Genomic DNA, 15,777 nt, shown 5'->3' on the forward strand with positions numbered 1-15,777 from the left:
GTCCCGTGTCCGAAGGAAAGACGCCGCTGATGAGCACCGCTCACCAAGGGCCACCCGCACCGGTGCCGGGCCTCGCCTCGGCACTGGTGTGGGGTTCGGGCCAGCTCCTCAACCGCCAGGCCGGCAAGGCCGCCTTCTTCTTCGCCTTCTACGCCGCCCTCATCGGCTGGGAGGTCGGATCCGGCAACTACTACGCCGGGATGGATTTCACGCCGCGCTCCAACGGCGGGTTCTTCGTCAAGGGCCTGTGGGGCCTGTTCACCCTCGGCACGCAGCCGCGCCAGATGACCGTCACCGGCCTGACCGAGGGCGACAACTCGATCGTCCTCATGGCCAACGGCCTCATCGCCCTGCTCACGCTCGCGCTCATGGCGGTCGTGTGGATCTGGAACATCCGCGACGCCGTCGGCTACCGCCGCCGGCTCGAGGCCGGCGCGCCGCGCGAGACCACCCGCCAGTACCTGCGGCGCATCTGGGACGGCGCGTTCGCGTACATCGTGCTCTCGCCGGGCCTGGTCCTGATCGTCTTCATGTCGGTCCTGCCGGTGCTCTTCGGCATCCTCGTCGCGTTCACCGACTACAACCGCGACAACCTCCCGCCGAAGAACCTCGTCCACTGGGTCGGCTTCGAGAACTTCGCGACCATCTTCGCCGTCCCCTCCTGGACCGCCACGTTCATCGGCGTCCTCGGCTGGACCTTCGTGTGGGCGATCCTCGCCACCGCGACCACCTACGCCGCCGGATTCCTCCAGGCCGTGCTGCTCGCCAACCGCAAGGTCAAGTACCCGCGCGTGTGGCGCTCGGTCTTCCTGCTGCCGTGGGCCGTCCCGGGCATCGTCTCGGCCCTGGTGTTCCGCTCCATGTTCAACGGCCAGTTCGGACCGATCAGCCAATGGCTCGTGGACGTCGGCCTCACCGACGAGCGGATCTACTGGTTCACCGACCCGTCCCACCCCAACCTCGCCCGCGCCGTCGCGCTCCTGGTCAACCTGTGGCTCGGCTTCCCGTTCTTCATGGCCCTGGTCGGCGGCGTCCTCACCAACATCCCCGACAGCTACTACGAGGCCGCCCGCATGGACGGGGCCGGACCGCTCCAGCAGCTGCGCCACATCACCTTCCCGGTGGTGCACCGGACCGTCTCGCCGCTCCTGATCCTGGCGTTCGTCTCCAACTTCAACAACTTCGGCGTCATCTACTTCCTCACCCAGGGCGGCCCCGACAACGCCGACTACCGGTTCGCCGGGAGCACCGACCTGCTCATCACGTGGCTGTTCAACCTCACCCTGGACAACCGCCTCTACAACATCGGCGCGGTGATGAGCATGCTCATCTTCGTCATCGTCGGCACCATCTCCGTGTGGAACCTCAACCGCTCCAAGGCGATTCGGGAGCTGTGAACCAATGACCGCAACACTCGAAGCAACCGGGCGGGCCCGCGCGGCCCGCAAGCGCCGGCACCGCCCGCCGCGCGGCGAACGCGTCGCCAGCGCCTTCCTCCACCTGGAACTGCTGGTCGTCGCCGTCATCGTGGTGTTCCCGCTGATGTGGATCGTCGGCGCCTCGTTCAGCCCCGGCACCGGCCTGGCCAACGCCAGCCCCATCCCCGAGGACGCGACCCTCGACCACTACGTCAGCCTCTTCACCGAGACCGACTACGGCCGCTGGTACCTCAACTCGCTGTACGTCGCCACCCTCAACATGGTCGGCTCGGTCGTCCTGTCCGCCCTGTGCGGCTACGTGTTCTCCCGCATCAAGTTCAGGGGCCGCAAGGCCGGGCTCCTGGGGATCCTCATCCTCCAGATGTTCCCGACCTTCCTCACCGCCATCGCCGTCTACATGCTGTTCCTCAACTTCGGGCTGCTCGACTCGCTCACCGGCCTCGCCTTGGTGAGCATCGCCGCCGCCCTGCCGTACAACACGTGGCTCATGAAGGGCTACACCGACAACCTGCCAGCGAGCCTCGACGAGGCCGCCGCGATCGACGGCGCGAGCCGCTGGACCATCTTCATGAAGATCGTCCTGCCCCTCATGCGCCCGATGCTCACCTTCGTGGCCATCACGCAGTTCACGATGCCGTGGATGGACTTCATCCTCCCCGCGCTGCTGCTCCAGAGCCCCGAGAAGCAGACCGTCGCGCTCGGCCTGTTCGCCATGATCGAGGACGTCTACCAGAACGCGTTCACGACCTTCGCCGCCGGCGCGGTCATCCTCGCCGTCCCGATCACCATCCTCTACATCGTCCTCCAGCGCTACCTGGTGACCGGCGCGAGCGCCGGCGCCGAGAAAGGCTAGTCCCCATGCCGCTGCCCATGCGGGGCGCCGACGTCTCCATGACCGCCGAGCTCGAGTCCCTCGGCGCCCGGTTCCGCGCCGGCGGAACCGAACGGGACCTGTTCGCCCTCCTGGCCGAGAACGGCGTCAACTGGATCCGCCTGCGCCTGTGGGTCGACCCGCGCGACGAGTCGGGCGAACCGTACATGGGCGGCACCAACGACCTGGCGACGACGGTCGCGCTGGCCCGCCGCGCCAGGGCCGCGGGCCAGCGGGTGCTGCTCGACCTGCACTACTCGGACTTCTGGACCGACCCGAAGAAGCAGTCCGCGCCGAAGGCCTGGCGCGGTCTCACCGGTGCCGGACTCGAAGCGCGCGTGCACGACTGGACCGCGGAGGTCCTCGCCGCACTCGACGAGGCCGGCGCCGCCCCCGAGATGGTGCAGGTCGGCAACGAGATCACCAACGGGATGCTCTGGCCCGAAGGCAGGACTCCGAGGTTCCTCGACGCCGAGCGCCGGTTCGAGCGCGAGGATCCCGCCGCGTTCGACCGGTTGGCCGGGTTGATCAAGGCCGGGGCCGCGGCGGTCCGCGAATCCGGCGACGCCAAGGTCATGGTCCACCTCGACTTCGGGGGCGCGAACGAGCTCTACCGCGGCTGGTTCGACCAGGCCGCGGCGCGCGGACTCGACTTCGACGCCATCGGCCTGTCCTACTACCCGTACTGGCACGGCACCCAGGACGACCTGGGCGCCAACCTGAACGACCTCGCCGTGCGCTACGGGAAGGACCTGGCGGTGGTCGAGACGGCCTACGCGTGGACGGCCGCGCAGCCCGAAGGCCACCACCAGGTCTTCACCGCGAAGCTGGCCGAGGGGTGCGGCTACGACGTCTCGCCCGAGGGCCAGGCCGCGTTCCTGCGCGACCTGTACGCCGTGGTCGCCGCCGTGCCGGAGGGCCGGGGGCTGGGCGTCGTCTACTGGGAGCCGGCATGGCTCCCGGTGGCGGGCACGACCTGGGCGTCGCGGGCCGGGATGGAGTACGGCGACGACGTGGTCGACGAGGCGGGCAGCTCCTGGGCCAACCAGGCGCTCTTCGACTTCGAGGGCAACGCGCTGCCGTCGCTGCGGGCGCTCGGCGGCGCCTGAACCGCGCATCGCCGCGCCTTCGGCGGGGAGGCGGCCGTCCCCTTGGGCCGGCTCCCCGCGTCCCGCCGCTCCGGCGCAGCGCCCGACGGGCGGCGGGGGCGATACTTGAGTGAGTTACAAGGGAGAGTTGAGCAACTTGGCACGGAAACGACCGACCATCCACGACGTCGCCGACGCCGCGGGGGTCTCGCGCGGCACGGTCTCGCGGGTCCTCAACGGCAAGTCGAACGTCTCGCTGTCGGCGGAGACCGCAGTGCGCCGCGCCGTGGCCGAGACCGGCTACGTCGTGAACCGCGCGGCCCGCAGCCTGGTGACCAGCCGGACCGGCTCGATCGTCATGGTCCTGTCCGAACCGCAGGAGCGCCTGTTCGAGGACCCGAACTTCTCGGTCCTGATGCGGGTGGCCACGAACCAGCTCGCCGAACGCGACATGTCGCTGGTGCTCATGATCGCCGGCGACGACCGCGGCCGCGACCGCGTCGCCCGGTACCTGCGCGGCGGGCACGCCGACGGCGCGCTCCTGGTCTCGACGCACGCGGGCGACCCGCTGCTCGACGAGATCGAGCGCAGCGGCATCCCGGCCGTGGCGTGCGGCGCGGTCCTCGGCCGCGAATCGGTGATCCCGTACGCGGCGGCGGACGACCGCGGCGGCGCCCGGGCGATGACCGAGTACCTGGTGAACCAGGGCCGGCGCAAGATCGGCATGATCACCGGCCCGCTCGACACCCCCGGCGGCGCGCTGCGCCTGGAGGGGTTCACGGGCGTGCTCGGCCGCAAGGCCGCCAAGCAGCTCGTCGTCCACGGCGACTACACGCAGGCCGCGGGGGAGTCCGCGATGCGGCGGCTCCTGCAGGCGGTCCCGGACCTCGACGCCGTGTTCGTCGCCTCCGACCTCATGGCCGCCGGGGCGCTCCAGGCCCTGCACGAGGCGGGCCGGCGCGTACCCGACGACGTGGCCGTGGGCGGCTTCGACGACTCGGTGATCGCCACGGCGACCCGCCCGGCCCTGACCACGGTCCGCCACCCGCTCGACAAGGTCGCCGAGGAGACGGTGCGCCTCCTCATCGACCTGCTCGAGGAGCGCGAGGTCGAACCGGTGATCCTCCCGACCGAACTGGTCGTCCGCGACAGCGCCTGACGCGGCGCCGCGACCGGGCCCTTCCGGACCGCCGTCCACCGCGCGCGATCAGCGATCGAGCAGGCCCCGCACGTACGCGGCCTGGCCGACGTGCTGCGTGTTGTCGTTGACGACGCTGACCAGGCGCACGCCGAGGCTCACATGCGGCGTCCAGTTCCGGTCCACGATCCGGTCGAGGTCGGGCGCGGTGAGCCCGGCGACGTATTCGAGCGTCTTCGCGTGGACGGCCTCGTAGTACGCGAGGAGGTCCGCGCCCGAGACGCCCGCGACCCGCCCGACCTGCTCGCTGGTGTGCCCGTAGCCGATGTCGGCGTCGTCGAGCGCGAGGTCGAACCGCTTGCTCCAGCCGTCGGCGGTCCACGTCTGCTCCCGTCCGGCCACTTCGGACACGTGATCGTCCTGGACTCTCGCGATGTGCCAGACCAGCCAGCCGATCGGGTTGGTTCCGGGGCCCGGCCGCGCCTCCAGCTCCGCTTGCGAGAGCCCGTCGACGACCGCGCGGACGTCCTCCTGCACGCGGCCGAAGGCGTCGGCCAGCAGCTCGTTGATCTCCATGCGCAACCTCTCCTCTGGCGGGAGGCGACGCGCCGCCGGGCGGCGCGTCGCCGTGTCGCTTCGAAGCTAGCGCGCCGGACCGACGTCAGCTCCGGAAGCCGTCGACGCCGGTGAGCCGGACCGAGAAGTCCCAGAGCCGCTCGGCCTGCTCGCGGTCGACCGCGTGCGCGGCGACCCCGCCGCCGTCCTCGGTCACCTCCGCGATCTCGCAGTCCTGGAGGAACACGCCGCCCTTGCCGTCGAGCTGCGGCGAGAACGCCGCCCACGTCTGGGTCGCGGCGCCCTGCTCGGGCGTCTTGAACCAGTCCGCGATCTGGTTCCCGTCCTCGTCGATCCAGCCCATCTCGACCTGCTCCTCACGCGAGAGGTGCCGCTGGAGCGGGGTGAGGATGCCGCCGGGGTGGAGCGCGAACGCCCGCACGCCGCGGTCCTGGGCGATCGCGTCGAGGTGGACGGCGAAGAGGACGTTCGCGGTCTTGGACTGCCCGTAGGCGTCCCAGCGGTCGTAGCCGGTGGCGAAGTGCGGGTCCTCCCAGCGGATCGCCGTGCGCCGGTGCGCCCCCGACGACACGGAGACCACGCGCGCGCCCTCGTTCAGCAAGGGCGCCAAGCGGTTCACCAGTGCGAAGTGCCCGAGGTGGTTGGTGGCGAACTGGAGTTCCCACCCGGGGCCGACGCGGGTCTCGGGGCAGGCCATGACGCCGGCGCTGTCGATGACCGCGTCGAAGCCGCGCCCGACGTCGAGGCGCCGGTCCGCGAACGCCGCGACGCTGTCGAGGTCGGCCAGGTCGAGCTCGTCGGTCTCGACCCCGGCGAGGCCGGCCAGGGCCTCCTCGGCGACCTTCCGCCGCCGCGCCGGGACCACCACCTGTGCGCCGGCCGCGACGAGCGCGCGGGTGGTCTCGAGGCCGATTCCGGAGTACCCGCCCGTGACGAGCACGTGCCTGCCGGTGAGGTCGATGCCGTCGAGGACTTCCGCCGCAGTGGTGGTCGCGCCGAATCCGGAACCGATGGGGTGCTGTGATGTGATCATGGCCCGAGCCTAGAACCTAGAGCGCACTCGAAGTCAAATCCGACCGTCTGGCGCCTGCCATCGCGGGCACGCGGGCTCCATACTGGTCTCGTGCCCTCCAACCCGCATCCGGACGCGAAGCCCCCGGTCTCCGCCGCCAAGGCCTTCGGATTCCTCGTCCTCGTCGCCGCCCTGGCCGCCGCCACCTGGTGGCTCCTCGAGACGGGTGTCCGCGTCGGCCACACCGTCGAATGGGAGTGCTGGGGCGGCGAGTGCTCCACCGATGACGCGCGGTCGCTCCTGCCGATCGCCGGGATCATCTGCAACGCCGCGCTGGCGGTCGCCATGGTCAAGGCGGCGCGGCTGCTCGGTTGGGGCCTGGCGGCGATGGTCGGTCCGCTGGCCGCGCTGAGCGGCTGGGACGCGGCGGTCGCCGCGGGCCTGCCGCCCGCGGAGGTCGCCACCGAGCGGGGCGTCGTCGGCGCGGCCCTGGTCGTCGCCGCGGTGATCGCCCTGCTGGGGCTGCTGATCGAACTGAAGACCACCGGATTCGGCGCCCGCCTGCTCGGCGCCCAGCGCGTGCCCGCCGTGCTGAGCGACTTCCGGCCCGCCGACGCCCCGATCGGCCGGATCGACGCCGAGAACGCCGCCAAGCACGGATTCGGCACGGCCGCTTTGACGTTCACCCACAACGGCAGCCGGCACAGCGTGCGGGTCCGCACCCACCGCAAGTGGGTCGGCCATGCGCCGGTGTTCGCCGTCTTCCGCGAGACCCGCCCCGAACGCGCCCGCGTCGCCCTGCCCTGGTTCCGGACCGCCGCCGACACTGAGGGCAACGAGGTCACCCAGGAGTCCGCGCCCCCGACCGAGTCGCACCGCGGCTCGGCGTCGCTCGTCTCCGAACTCGAGCGCCTCGCGACCCTGCACTCCGCGGGCCACCTGACCCAGGACGAGTTCGAGGCCGCCAAGCGTCGTCTCCTCGACGAGTGAACGCCGCGCGAGGCGACGCACGCATGGCGCGTCACGCGTGACATACCACTGCCTGTTTCAGCAACGCCTCGCAAGCGACGGCACTCACGCGTCACACGTGACATACCACCGCCGTTGCGACTGCCCGTCCCGCCGGCGGCACTTCACGTGTCACACGCGACATACCACCGCCTGGCGGCAGCCCCCCGCAAGCGGCAGCCCCTTCGACGTCGTGCGTGACAGACCACGGCGGCAGCGGTGCACGGTTCGATCAGAGCGGGCTCTTCAGCCCTTGCTGCGACCCGACCACCGGCTCGGGGACGTTCGCGGCGAGCGCCATGACGCAGCCGGCCGCCAGCAGCAGCAAGCCGACCGCGGCGACGACCTCGCCGGCGCCCTGGCCGTTCGCGGGCAGGTCCTCGGTGAGCCGCAGGTCGCCGCCGTAGAGCAGCATCGCCCCGGCGAACCCGCCGAACGCCCACGCCATGCGCGTCTCATGGGTGCGCCACGCGAAGAACAGCGCGCACCACAGCACGAGCAGCGGGATCAGGGCCAGCGAGAGCCCGTACGTGCCCGCGTCGGCCCGGACGCCTTCGACATCGGAGAGCCCCCAGAAGTTCACCGGGCCTCCGCCGGCGTCGGCCCACGGCAGGAACATCGAGCCCGCGACGAGCATGGAACCGCCGAGGGCCGCCAGGCCGCCGGCGCGGGAGTACGGGGTCGAGGGAGTGCGCTCCATCATCTACCTCCGGTTGCGATCCGCTTGGTCCCTCAAGCGCACCACCGGGATTGACCTGGGTCAACACCCTTGACGCATTATTGACGCCTAAGGGATGAAACCATCTCGACCGGCCGAAGCCGACGATATCGACCGGATTCAATACTTGCGGCAGCCGTCGTAGCCGCCGCCGTGGATGCGGCCCCACCGGACCCGCGCCGATTCCAGCAGCCCGTCCAGCGAGTCCGCGGCGTGCTCGCGCTGCTCCGCGAGGAGCACGTTCGCCGCCGCCCGCGCGTCGGCCTCGGCCCGGTGGTGGTCGCCGAACGCGATCCCCGCTGCCCGCGCCACCCGCGGCAGCGTGTACGAGTCGAGCACCCACGTCCGGCGGGCGATGACGAGCGTGCACGCGTACCGCAGGGTCGGACCGTCGATCCCGCTGGCCGCGTTGGCGCCCCGGATGACGGACGTGTCGAACGCGGCGTTGTGCGCGACGACCGGCGCGTCCCCGATGAGGTCCACGAGCTGCGACCACACCTGCCGCCAGGTGGGCGCGCCGACGACGTCGCGCCGCCGGATCCCGTGGATCTGCGTGTTCCTGAAGTCGAACCGGTCGTGTCCGGCGGGCGGGCGGATGAGGCTCGCGTACCGCTCCGCCTCCTCGCCGCCCTCCACGCGGACCGCGGCCACCGAGCACGCGCTGGCGCGGCTGCCGTTCGCCGTCTCGAAGTCGATCGCCACCCACGCGTCCAAGCCGTTCCCCCTCCGCTGCGCGAATGACGGTAGCAGTTCAGCTCCGCGCCGCCAGCCGGCGCAGGTGCTCGTGCGCGTACTCGCAGATCACGGCATGGCGGTACACCGCGTGCGGCACGTCCGCATTGGAGTCGACCCGCACCGACAGGTCGCCGCCGCACCACCGCAGGAACGTCGGATCCCCGGTGATCTCGGCGAGGATCGCCAGGATCGAGTCGTCGAATCGCATCGAGTGGACGGCACGGCGGTACTCCTCAGGGGTCAGGCACGCGGCGAACGGCAGGTTCATGAGGCACAGGGCGGTCTGGACGTCGAGGCGCATGAGGCGCCGCCGCCCCGGCTCGGGGTCGAGGTCGGGGACGTCGAGCCCGCTGTAGTCCACGACGGATCGGCGCGCGACCGGGCCGAGCCCGGCGAGCACGACGTACACGTTGATGTCGTGCTCGATGACGGCGTTGTCGCCGAGTCCGGCGAGGTCGGTGGGGCGCAGCGCGACCGGCTCGATCGCGGTGTCGGTGTTGCGGACGATGAAGTTGAGCAGGTTCGTCTCGACCACGAAGTGCCGGATGAGCAGTTCGACCGCGAGCGGGGACACGAACCGCCGCAGGAACCAGATGCAGAGCCGGTCCATGAGCCGGTGCGCGGTCCAGCGCACCGGCGTGATCCGCTTGAGCGCCACGATGACCAGCGCCAGGACCCGCGAGACCGGCCGCGCGAGCGGGTACAGCCAGGTGCGCGTCCAGTGGCGCTGGTCGTCGGCGATCTGCTGCGCCACCTCGCGGTCGAGCACCAGGGACGGGTCGGCGACGATCGCGTCCCACAGGGGCGGGCCCGCGAGGTCAGACATTGTCGAGCTCTTCGAGTTGGAGCGCGTACAGCCGGGCGACCACCTTCGCGGTGGAGACGATCGCGTCGGCCGCGGCGTCGTCGACGCGCGGCGAGGCGAGGATCGCCTGGAGCTTCGCGAAGTGGTCGTCGTCGGCCTCGCCGTGGTAGGCGAGGAAGCTCACCTGGTCGTCGCGCAGGCCGAGCTGCTCCTTGAACTGCGCGGCCCAGCCGGCGGCCTTGCCGGTGCCGAGTCCCTCGATGATGAACATGGCCCCGAGGAGCCCGATCGGGTCGGGGCGCCCTGCGGCGTGGAACATGTACGCCGACAGCGCCTCCGATCCGATGTTCTTGCGGCCGTTGCGGATGGCTTCGATCGATCCGCCGCACGCGGCGTAGTCGCGCTCGATCATCATGAAGTCGCGGTGCTCTTCGGCGGCGTGCCCGATGGCGGCGCTGCGCAGGTCGAAGTACTCGACGGAGAAGTTCGAGGCGGCCCGCGAGATCCAGCGCGCCCCGTCGGCGACCTGCTGGCGCAGGTTGAACAGCAGCCGCAGATAGTCGTCCATGGTGGACTCGCCGTCGGCGAGGCGGCGCATGACCGGGACGGCGTCGAGGCGCCGCTCGAAGTCCTCCCACACCGCGTCGAGGCGCGCGAACACGTTCCCGTCCGCCGCCGGCGCCGCCCGGTGCACGGGCGCGACGGGGGCCGCCGCCGGAACCGCGACCGGCACCGGCTGCGCCGCTTCAGGTCCCACGCACGTCAGGTGCGCGAACCCGAACGAGAAGCGTCCCGATTCGGGCACCGCGAGGAGCACCGTCTGGCCGGGTTCGAACCGGCCGGTCCGCCAGCACTCCTCCAAGGCGATGAAGATCGAGGCGGCCCCGGTGTTCCCGCGGGTCTCGAGGTTCGAGAACCACCGGTCGGTGTCGATCTGCGCGCCCGTGGAGGCGAGCCGGTCGAAGACGATGTCGCGGAACGCGTTGGTCGAGTAGTGGCACAGGACGTGGTCGAGCCGCTTGAGGTCGATGAGCCCCTGCTGCGCGAGGGACGCGAACTCCTTGAGCCCGGCTTCGGCCAGCGCCCCGAGCGCCGAGGTGTCCTGGCGCAGCAGCAGCATCCCGGCCTGCTCGGCCGCGGCGGCGCTGCCCATGTCCTGCCAGGTCCGTCCGGCGGCGGGGGAGGCGTCGGCGCCCATCCCGGCGCGCATGCACACGTCGTGCTCGTGCGCGAGCGAGACGGTGCGCACCCAGTCGACCCGCAGCGAGGGCCGGTCGGGGCGGGGCCGCGGCTCGACCAGGACCGACCCGGCCCCGTCGGAGAGCATCCACCGCAGGAAGTGCGCGTCCGCGTCGCCGCCACCGCCGTTGGAGGCGCCGTTGTGGGCGCTGTTGAACCGGGAGGCCCGCAGCCACCGCGAGGACAGCTCGCTGCCGACGACGGCGGCCTTCTCCTTGTCGCCCAGGCGGATCTTCGCGACGGCCGCGTCCAGCGCCGCGAGGCTCGAGGCGCACACCCCGGCGGCCGACAGGAGCTGCATCGGGCCGCCGCCGATGCGCCCGTGGACCATCGACGCGAAGCCCGGCACGAGCAGGTCCCCTTGCGTGGTCGCGGTGGCGAGCATGTCGAGGTCGGCGGGCGCGAGCCCCCGGTCGTCCAGCATGGAGCGGAGCGCGGCGGCGGCGAGCTCCTCGTTCAGCTCGGTGGTGCGGCCGCGGTCGTCGAGGGCGTAGTGGCGCTTGGCGATGCCGTTGGCGGCGAGGATGCGGCGGCGCAGCCGGTCCCCGCGCTCGTCCACGCCGCCGAGGCGCGCGGCGATCTCGTCGTTCCCGACCGGGTCCCCGGGGAGGTACGCCCCGGCAGCGGTGATGAAGGCGTTCATGGCTCCATCCGACCGCACCGCGGGGTCCGCGCGCAACGGCTGGATCGCTCAATTCGGAGGGGTGAAAGTACTCAGTCCATGCCCTGCTCGATCGCATACCGCACCAACTGGGCCCGGTTGTGGAGCTGGAGCTTGGAGAGGATGTGCTGCACGTGGTTCTGGACCGTCCGCGGCGACAGTGTCAGACGCGCGGCGATCTCCTTGTACCCCAGGCCCTTCGCCACCAGCCTGAGCACCTCGGTCTCGCGGTCGGACAGCCGCGGCCGCTCCTCGGGTTCGGGCGCGTTCGCGAGCCGCCGGTACTCGCCGAGGACCAGGCCGGCCAGGCCCGGCGTGAAGACCGCGTCCCCGGCCGCGACCCGCTCGACCGCGTCCGCGAGCTCCGCGGGCGAGGCCGACTTCACCAGGTACCCGCGTGCCCCGGCCTTGATGGCCTCGAGCACGTCAGCCGACTCGCCGCTGGCCGACAGCACCAGGACCGCGGTCGGGCAGTCCTCGCCGAGGCCCTGCAGCACCGCCACCCCCGACAGGTCCGGGAGCTGGAGGTCCAGGATCGCCACGTCCGGTCGCAGCGACCGGACGCCTTCGAGGGCCGCCCGGCCCTCGCCGAACGCCGCGAGCACCCGGTGCCCGGCCTCGGCCAGGTCCCGGGCGATCGCCTCCCTCCAGATCGGATGGTCATCGACCACGACGAGCGTCGCCACCGGCTCCTCCTGCCTCTGCCGTGAGACGCGGCACCCGCATCTCCACTTCGGTGCCCTCGCCGGGCGCGGACGTGACGGCCGCGGTGCCGCCCAGCTCCCGGATCCGGCCCTCGATCGACTGCGCCACACCGAGACGCCCCTCTGCGGCGGCCTCCGCGAGCCGCCCCGGCGCGATCCCGGGGCCGTCGTCGCGGACGCTCACCGTGACCGCCTCCGCGTCGTCCTCCAGCAGCAGCCACACCCGCGTCGACGCCGGGCAGTGCTCGCGCACGTTGTCGACCGCGCTCGCCACGGCCGCCGCGAACTGCCGGGCCGTCTCGGCCGGCAGCAGCACCGGCGTCGCCGGCGCCGCCACGGTCACGTCGGCGCCTTCATGGCGGCCGACGAGTTCCCGCAGGTCCCGCTGGCCGTCGAGCGGGTGCCGGTACGACTCGGAGCGGATGAGCGCCCGCAGCGCCTCCTCCTGGCGCCCCGCGAGCCGCCCCAGTTCGGCGGCCTCGCCGCCGATCTCGGTCCCGCGCCGCTGCACCAGCGCCAGCACCTGGAGCACCGAGTCGTGGATGTCGCGTGCGAGGCGCTCGCGCTCGCGGGCGGCCGCGTTCCGCTCGGCGGCCTCGCGCATCCGCTGCTCGGCCTTGACGCCCAACCGGACCAGGTGCCCGCACACGAATCCGGTCAGCACCAGCAGTGCCGCCTCGTTCACCGTGCTCTCGTGGACGCCGCCGCGGAAGACCATCCCGAACGCCGCGACCACGGCCCCCGCGATCGCCCCCGACCGGCGCCCCCACGCCGCCGCCCACGCGAGCACCGACCCGGCGAGCCACGGCCCCACCGAGATCGGCACCCCGTCGGTGGCGAGCGCCCACGAGGACGCCGCGATCGCGGCCGCGGTCACCGCGAGGTCGGCGTACAGCGCCTTCGGCTCGTAGCCGCGGTGCCGGTACCGGTGGCTGACCGCGCCGGTCCACGCCGCGAGCACGACCACGAGCAGCGCCGCCTCCACCGGCCGCACCAGCGTTTCGAACGCCAGCGCCCCCAGCAGCACCGGGTAGCCGAGGGCGACGAACCGGAACACCGAGATCGCCCGGCGCAGCTGCGTCTGAATACCCACTGAGGAATTCTCGCAGGGGCGTGCCAGCCGCACGCGACCCGAACGTGAACCGGCGCCTTGCATCCGGCCGCTGGACTCCGGAAACTAGAGTGGCCGCATGTCCTTCTCCAACCCCCGGCCCGCCGCGATCAGCATCGACTTCGGCACCTCCCACACGGTCGCGACCATCCGCCGCGCCGACGGACGGGTCCACCAGCAGCTGTTCGACGGCTCACCGCAGCTGCCCTCCGCGGTGTTCATGAACGACGAGGGCGGCCCGGTCGTCGGCACCGACGCCGTCCACTCGGGGCGACGCCGGCCCGACAGGTTCGAACCCAACCCCAAGCGACGCATCGACGACGAGTCGATCCTGTTGGGCGACACCGAGATCCCGGTGACCAGCGTGATCGCGGCCGTCCTGTCCCGCGTCGCCCGCGAATGCGAGCACACCCTGGGCGCGCTCGGCCCGGTCACGGTCACCGTCCCGGCCGCCTGGGGCCCCACCCGACGCCACGTCGTCGCCGACGCCGCCACGGCCGCCGGCCTCGGCCAGGTCGACCTCGTCGCCGAGCCCGTCGCCGCCGCGAGCTACTTCGTCGACACCCTCGACATCGAGGTGGCGCCCGGCAACGGCGTGGTCGTCTACGACCTCGGCGGCGGCACCTTCGACGCGACCGTCTTGCGCCGCAATGCCACCGGCTTCGACGTCCTCGCCGTCGACGGCGCCGGCGACCTCGGCGGGCTCGACTTCGACCAGGCCCTCGCCGAGCACCTCGCCGCCACCGTCAATGCCGACGACGACCGCTGGCAGCGCCTCACCAACCCGACCGAGCCCGCCGACCTGCGCCACCGCACCGCCTTCATGGACGAAGTGCGCCAGGCCAAGGAGCGCCTGTCCCGCTCGGCCTCCACCGACCTGACCATCCCCCTGCTCGACATCGACGCCCACCTCACCCGCGAGGAGGTCGAGACCGTCTGCGCCCCGCTGGTGGCCCGCACCATCCGCGTCACCCAGGGCGTCATCCGCGAGTCCGGTCTCGCCAAGGAGCAGATCACCGGCCTGTTCCTCGTCGGCGCCGCCAGCCGCATGCCCCTGGTCGCCACCCTCCTCCACCGCGAACTGGGCATCGCCCCCGCGGCCATCGAGCAGCCCGAACTCGCCGTATCCGAGGGCGGCCTGGCCGCGCACCACGCCATCAGCACCCCCGTCTCGGTCCCGAGCCCGGCCCTGCCCCCGCAGACCGCCCCGCCCCAGCCCACCCCGGCCGCCGTGCCGGCCGCGGCGCCCGACACGAACCAGACGATGCAGCTTCCCGGCACGTCCCAGCCGCGCCTCACACCGCAGGCCGTCCCGGGATCGCCGCAACCGGTCACCCAGCCGGCGATGGCCGCCCCGCAGGGCCCGCCGCCCGGCCCGTACCCGCAGGGGCCCGGTTATCCTGCGCCGCAGCCGGAACGGCCGTCCTGGGCCAAGTCGAAGCAGGGTCTGACCGCGATCGGCGCCGCCGCCGCGGCGGTCGTGATCACGCTGGGCGTCCTCATCGGACTCCAGTTCATGCCCGACGGCGAGAACGACGTCGCGGGCGGCGCGGAGCCCCAGTCCGAGAACGGCACCGACGAGCAGAGCGCCGCATCGGACAACGGCGGCGACTCCGACGACGGCACCGCCGACTCCGGGGAGGCCTCGGGGGTCGTCCCGCTCGCGGAAGCCGTCCAGGGCGACCTCGTCGGCGACATCCCGCTGGCCCACACCGGGCCGGTCACGGCGGTGCGGACCGGGTTCATCGACACCACCCCGGTTGCGGTCACCGGCGGCGAGGACGCCATCGTCCGCATCTGGGACCTCACCACGGGGGAGAAGGTCGACGAGTTCCGGGGCCACCAGGGTCCGATCGACCACCTCTCCGTCTTCGAGTACGACGGGCAGTGGATCGCGTTCAGCCGCTCATCGGAGACCGAGGCCGTCTGGCCCCTCGCCGACCCCGCGACGCCCATCGCCCAGCGCGAGGCGAGCTACGACACGATCTACTGGGTCGGCCTGTGGGACGGCGTCCCCGCCTACCTCACCGATTACGAAGTGCGCCAGCTCTACACGGGCGCGGCGATCGCCGACATCTCGACCTCGTACGCCGACCTCTCCGCGATGACCCAGGTCGGCGGCGTCCTGCGCCACACCGGCACCTACGAGAACCGCGTGTTCGTGGCCGACCTCGCGACCGGTGAACCGGTCGGCGGCACCTTCGACCAGCTCACCTACGACGTGGTCGCCTTCGGCGCGGGCACGGCCGCCGGGAAGGACATCGGCGTCACCGTCACCGCCGAAGGGTCCGTGCAGGGCTGGGACCTCGCCGCCGCCGAGCCGTTCGGCACCGCCGGGCAGGAGCTGCTGCAGGAGGTGACCGCGGTCGGGGTCGCCGAGATCGAGGGCGCGGCCGTCGCCCTCCTCAACGGCAGCCAGGGCCTGAGCATGTTCGACCTGTCGACCGGCACCCAGCTCGGCGAGTTGTTCGCGCAGCATTCGGGCGAGGACGTCATCCAGTCGGCCGCGCTCGCCGAGATCGAGGGCACCAAGACGGCCGTCACCGGATCGGCGACCGGCAACGTCCAGGTGTGGGCCCTTCACTAGCACTGGGGCCCTGAGGGAACCGATCTGAACGGCGAGCGGCGGGGGGGGGGGGTGCGCCCCCCGCCGCCGCGCGGGAGTGGGGGGG

At 72.3% G+C, this 15,777-nt stretch carries 14 protein-coding genes; 6 read left to right on the forward strand and 8 right to left on the reverse strand.

Annotation, left to right across the window (positions count from 1 at the left end):
• Positions 1–29 precede the first annotated feature (29 nt).
• The 4 genes from GFD30_RS19670 to GFD30_RS19685 all read left to right on the forward strand — a co-directional run bounded on the left by GFD30_RS19670 (position 30) and on the right by GFD30_RS19685 (position 4,557).
• Positions 30–1,397 carry a carbohydrate ABC transporter permease gene (locus tag GFD30_RS19670; protein ID WP_153026883.1) on the forward strand — a complete coding sequence of 456 codons (1,368 nt, stop codon included), beginning with the start codon at positions 30–32 and terminating at the stop codon, positions 1,395–1,397.
• Positions 1,398–1,401: 4 nt separating this feature from the next.
• On the forward strand, positions 1,402–2,292 hold the full coding sequence (locus tag GFD30_RS19675; protein WP_153026884.1) for a sugar ABC transporter permease: 891 nt from the start codon (positions 1,402–1,404) through the stop codon (positions 2,290–2,292).
• 5 nt (positions 2,293–2,297) lie between these two features.
• Positions 2,298–3,419, forward strand: coding sequence for a glycoside hydrolase family 53 protein (locus GFD30_RS19680; RefSeq protein WP_153026885.1), 1,122 nt, complete (start codon positions 2,298–2,300; stop codon positions 3,417–3,419).
• A 136-nt stretch (positions 3,420–3,555) separates the two neighbouring features.
• Positions 3,556–4,557 carry a LacI family DNA-binding transcriptional regulator gene (locus GFD30_RS19685; protein WP_227996689.1) on the forward strand — a complete coding sequence of 334 codons (1,002 nt, stop codon included), beginning with the start codon at positions 3,556–3,558 and terminating at the stop codon, positions 4,555–4,557.
• Between the two features lie 48 nt (positions 4,558–4,605).
• On the opposite strand, the gene GFD30_RS19690 is transcribed toward GFD30_RS19685, so the two are convergent.
• Together GFD30_RS19690 and GFD30_RS19695 are read right to left on the reverse strand one after the other, a co-directional pair.
• Positions 4,606–5,112: a mycothiol transferase gene (locus GFD30_RS19690; RefSeq protein ID WP_153026887.1), complete on the reverse strand. Its 507-nt coding sequence runs from the start codon at positions 5,110–5,112 to the stop codon at positions 4,606–4,608.
• A gap of 85 nt (positions 5,113–5,197) precedes the next feature.
• Entirely contained in the window at positions 5,198–6,145 is a 948-nt protein-coding gene (locus GFD30_RS19695) for an SDR family NAD(P)-dependent oxidoreductase (RefSeq protein WP_153026888.1), read from the reverse strand.
• 90 nt (positions 6,146–6,235) lie between these two features.
• Between GFD30_RS19695 and GFD30_RS19700 the strand changes: the two genes are divergently transcribed.
• The gene (locus GFD30_RS19700) at positions 6,236–7,114 is read left to right on the forward strand and encodes an SHOCT domain-containing protein (protein WP_153026889.1); all 879 of its coding nucleotides are present in this window, start codon (positions 6,236–6,238) and stop codon (positions 7,112–7,114) included.
• A 250-nt stretch (positions 7,115–7,364) separates the two neighbouring features.
• Here the strand turns inward: GFD30_RS19700 and GFD30_RS19705 are convergent, their stop codons facing one another.
• From GFD30_RS19705 to macS, 6 genes are all read right to left on the reverse strand, one after another.
• The gene (locus tag GFD30_RS19705) at positions 7,365–7,832 is read right to left on the reverse strand and encodes a hypothetical protein (RefSeq protein ID WP_153026890.1); all 468 of its coding nucleotides are present in this window, start codon (positions 7,830–7,832) and stop codon (positions 7,365–7,367) included.
• Between the two features lie 138 nt (positions 7,833–7,970).
• Entirely contained in the window at positions 7,971–8,564 is a 594-nt protein-coding gene (locus GFD30_RS19710) for a 3'-5' exonuclease (RefSeq protein WP_153026891.1), read from the reverse strand.
• A gap of 37 nt (positions 8,565–8,601) precedes the next feature.
• Positions 8,602–9,411 (reverse strand): DUF6999 family protein, encoded by an 810-nt coding sequence (locus GFD30_RS19715; RefSeq protein ID WP_153026892.1) that lies wholly within the window; start codon positions 9,409–9,411, stop codon positions 8,602–8,604.
• On the reverse strand, positions 9,404–11,272 hold the full coding sequence (locus GFD30_RS19720; protein WP_153026893.1) for a 3-oxoacyl-[acyl-carrier-protein] synthase III C-terminal domain-containing protein: 1,869 nt from the start codon (positions 11,270–11,272) through the stop codon (positions 9,404–9,406). Before GFD30_RS19720 ends, GFD30_RS19715 begins: the two co-directional genes overlap by 8 nt.
• A 71-nt stretch (positions 11,273–11,343) precedes the next feature.
• Positions 11,344–11,976: a response regulator transcription factor gene (locus tag GFD30_RS19725; protein WP_322633433.1), complete on the reverse strand. Its 633-nt coding sequence runs from the start codon at positions 11,974–11,976 to the stop codon at positions 11,344–11,346.
• The gene (gene macS, locus GFD30_RS19730) at positions 11,951–13,087 is read right to left on the reverse strand and encodes a MacS family sensor histidine kinase (RefSeq protein WP_322633434.1); all 1,137 of its coding nucleotides are present in this window, start codon (positions 13,085–13,087) and stop codon (positions 11,951–11,953) included. Before macS ends, GFD30_RS19725 begins: the two co-directional genes overlap by 26 nt.
• Positions 13,088–13,184: 97 nt before the next feature.
• Here macS and GFD30_RS19735 point away from each other — a divergent pair, with 97 nt between their 5' ends.
• Positions 13,185–15,692 (forward strand): Hsp70 family protein, encoded by a 2,508-nt coding sequence (locus GFD30_RS19735; RefSeq protein ID WP_153026895.1) that lies wholly within the window; start codon positions 13,185–13,187, stop codon positions 15,690–15,692.
• The last annotated feature ends 85 nt before the right edge of the window (positions 15,693–15,777 follow it).

Source organism: Glycomyces albidus (genome assembly GCF_009451885.1).
In the GTDB taxonomy this organism is placed as follows: Bacteria; Actinomycetota; Actinomycetes; order Mycobacteriales; family Micromonosporaceae; genus Glycomyces; species Glycomyces albidus.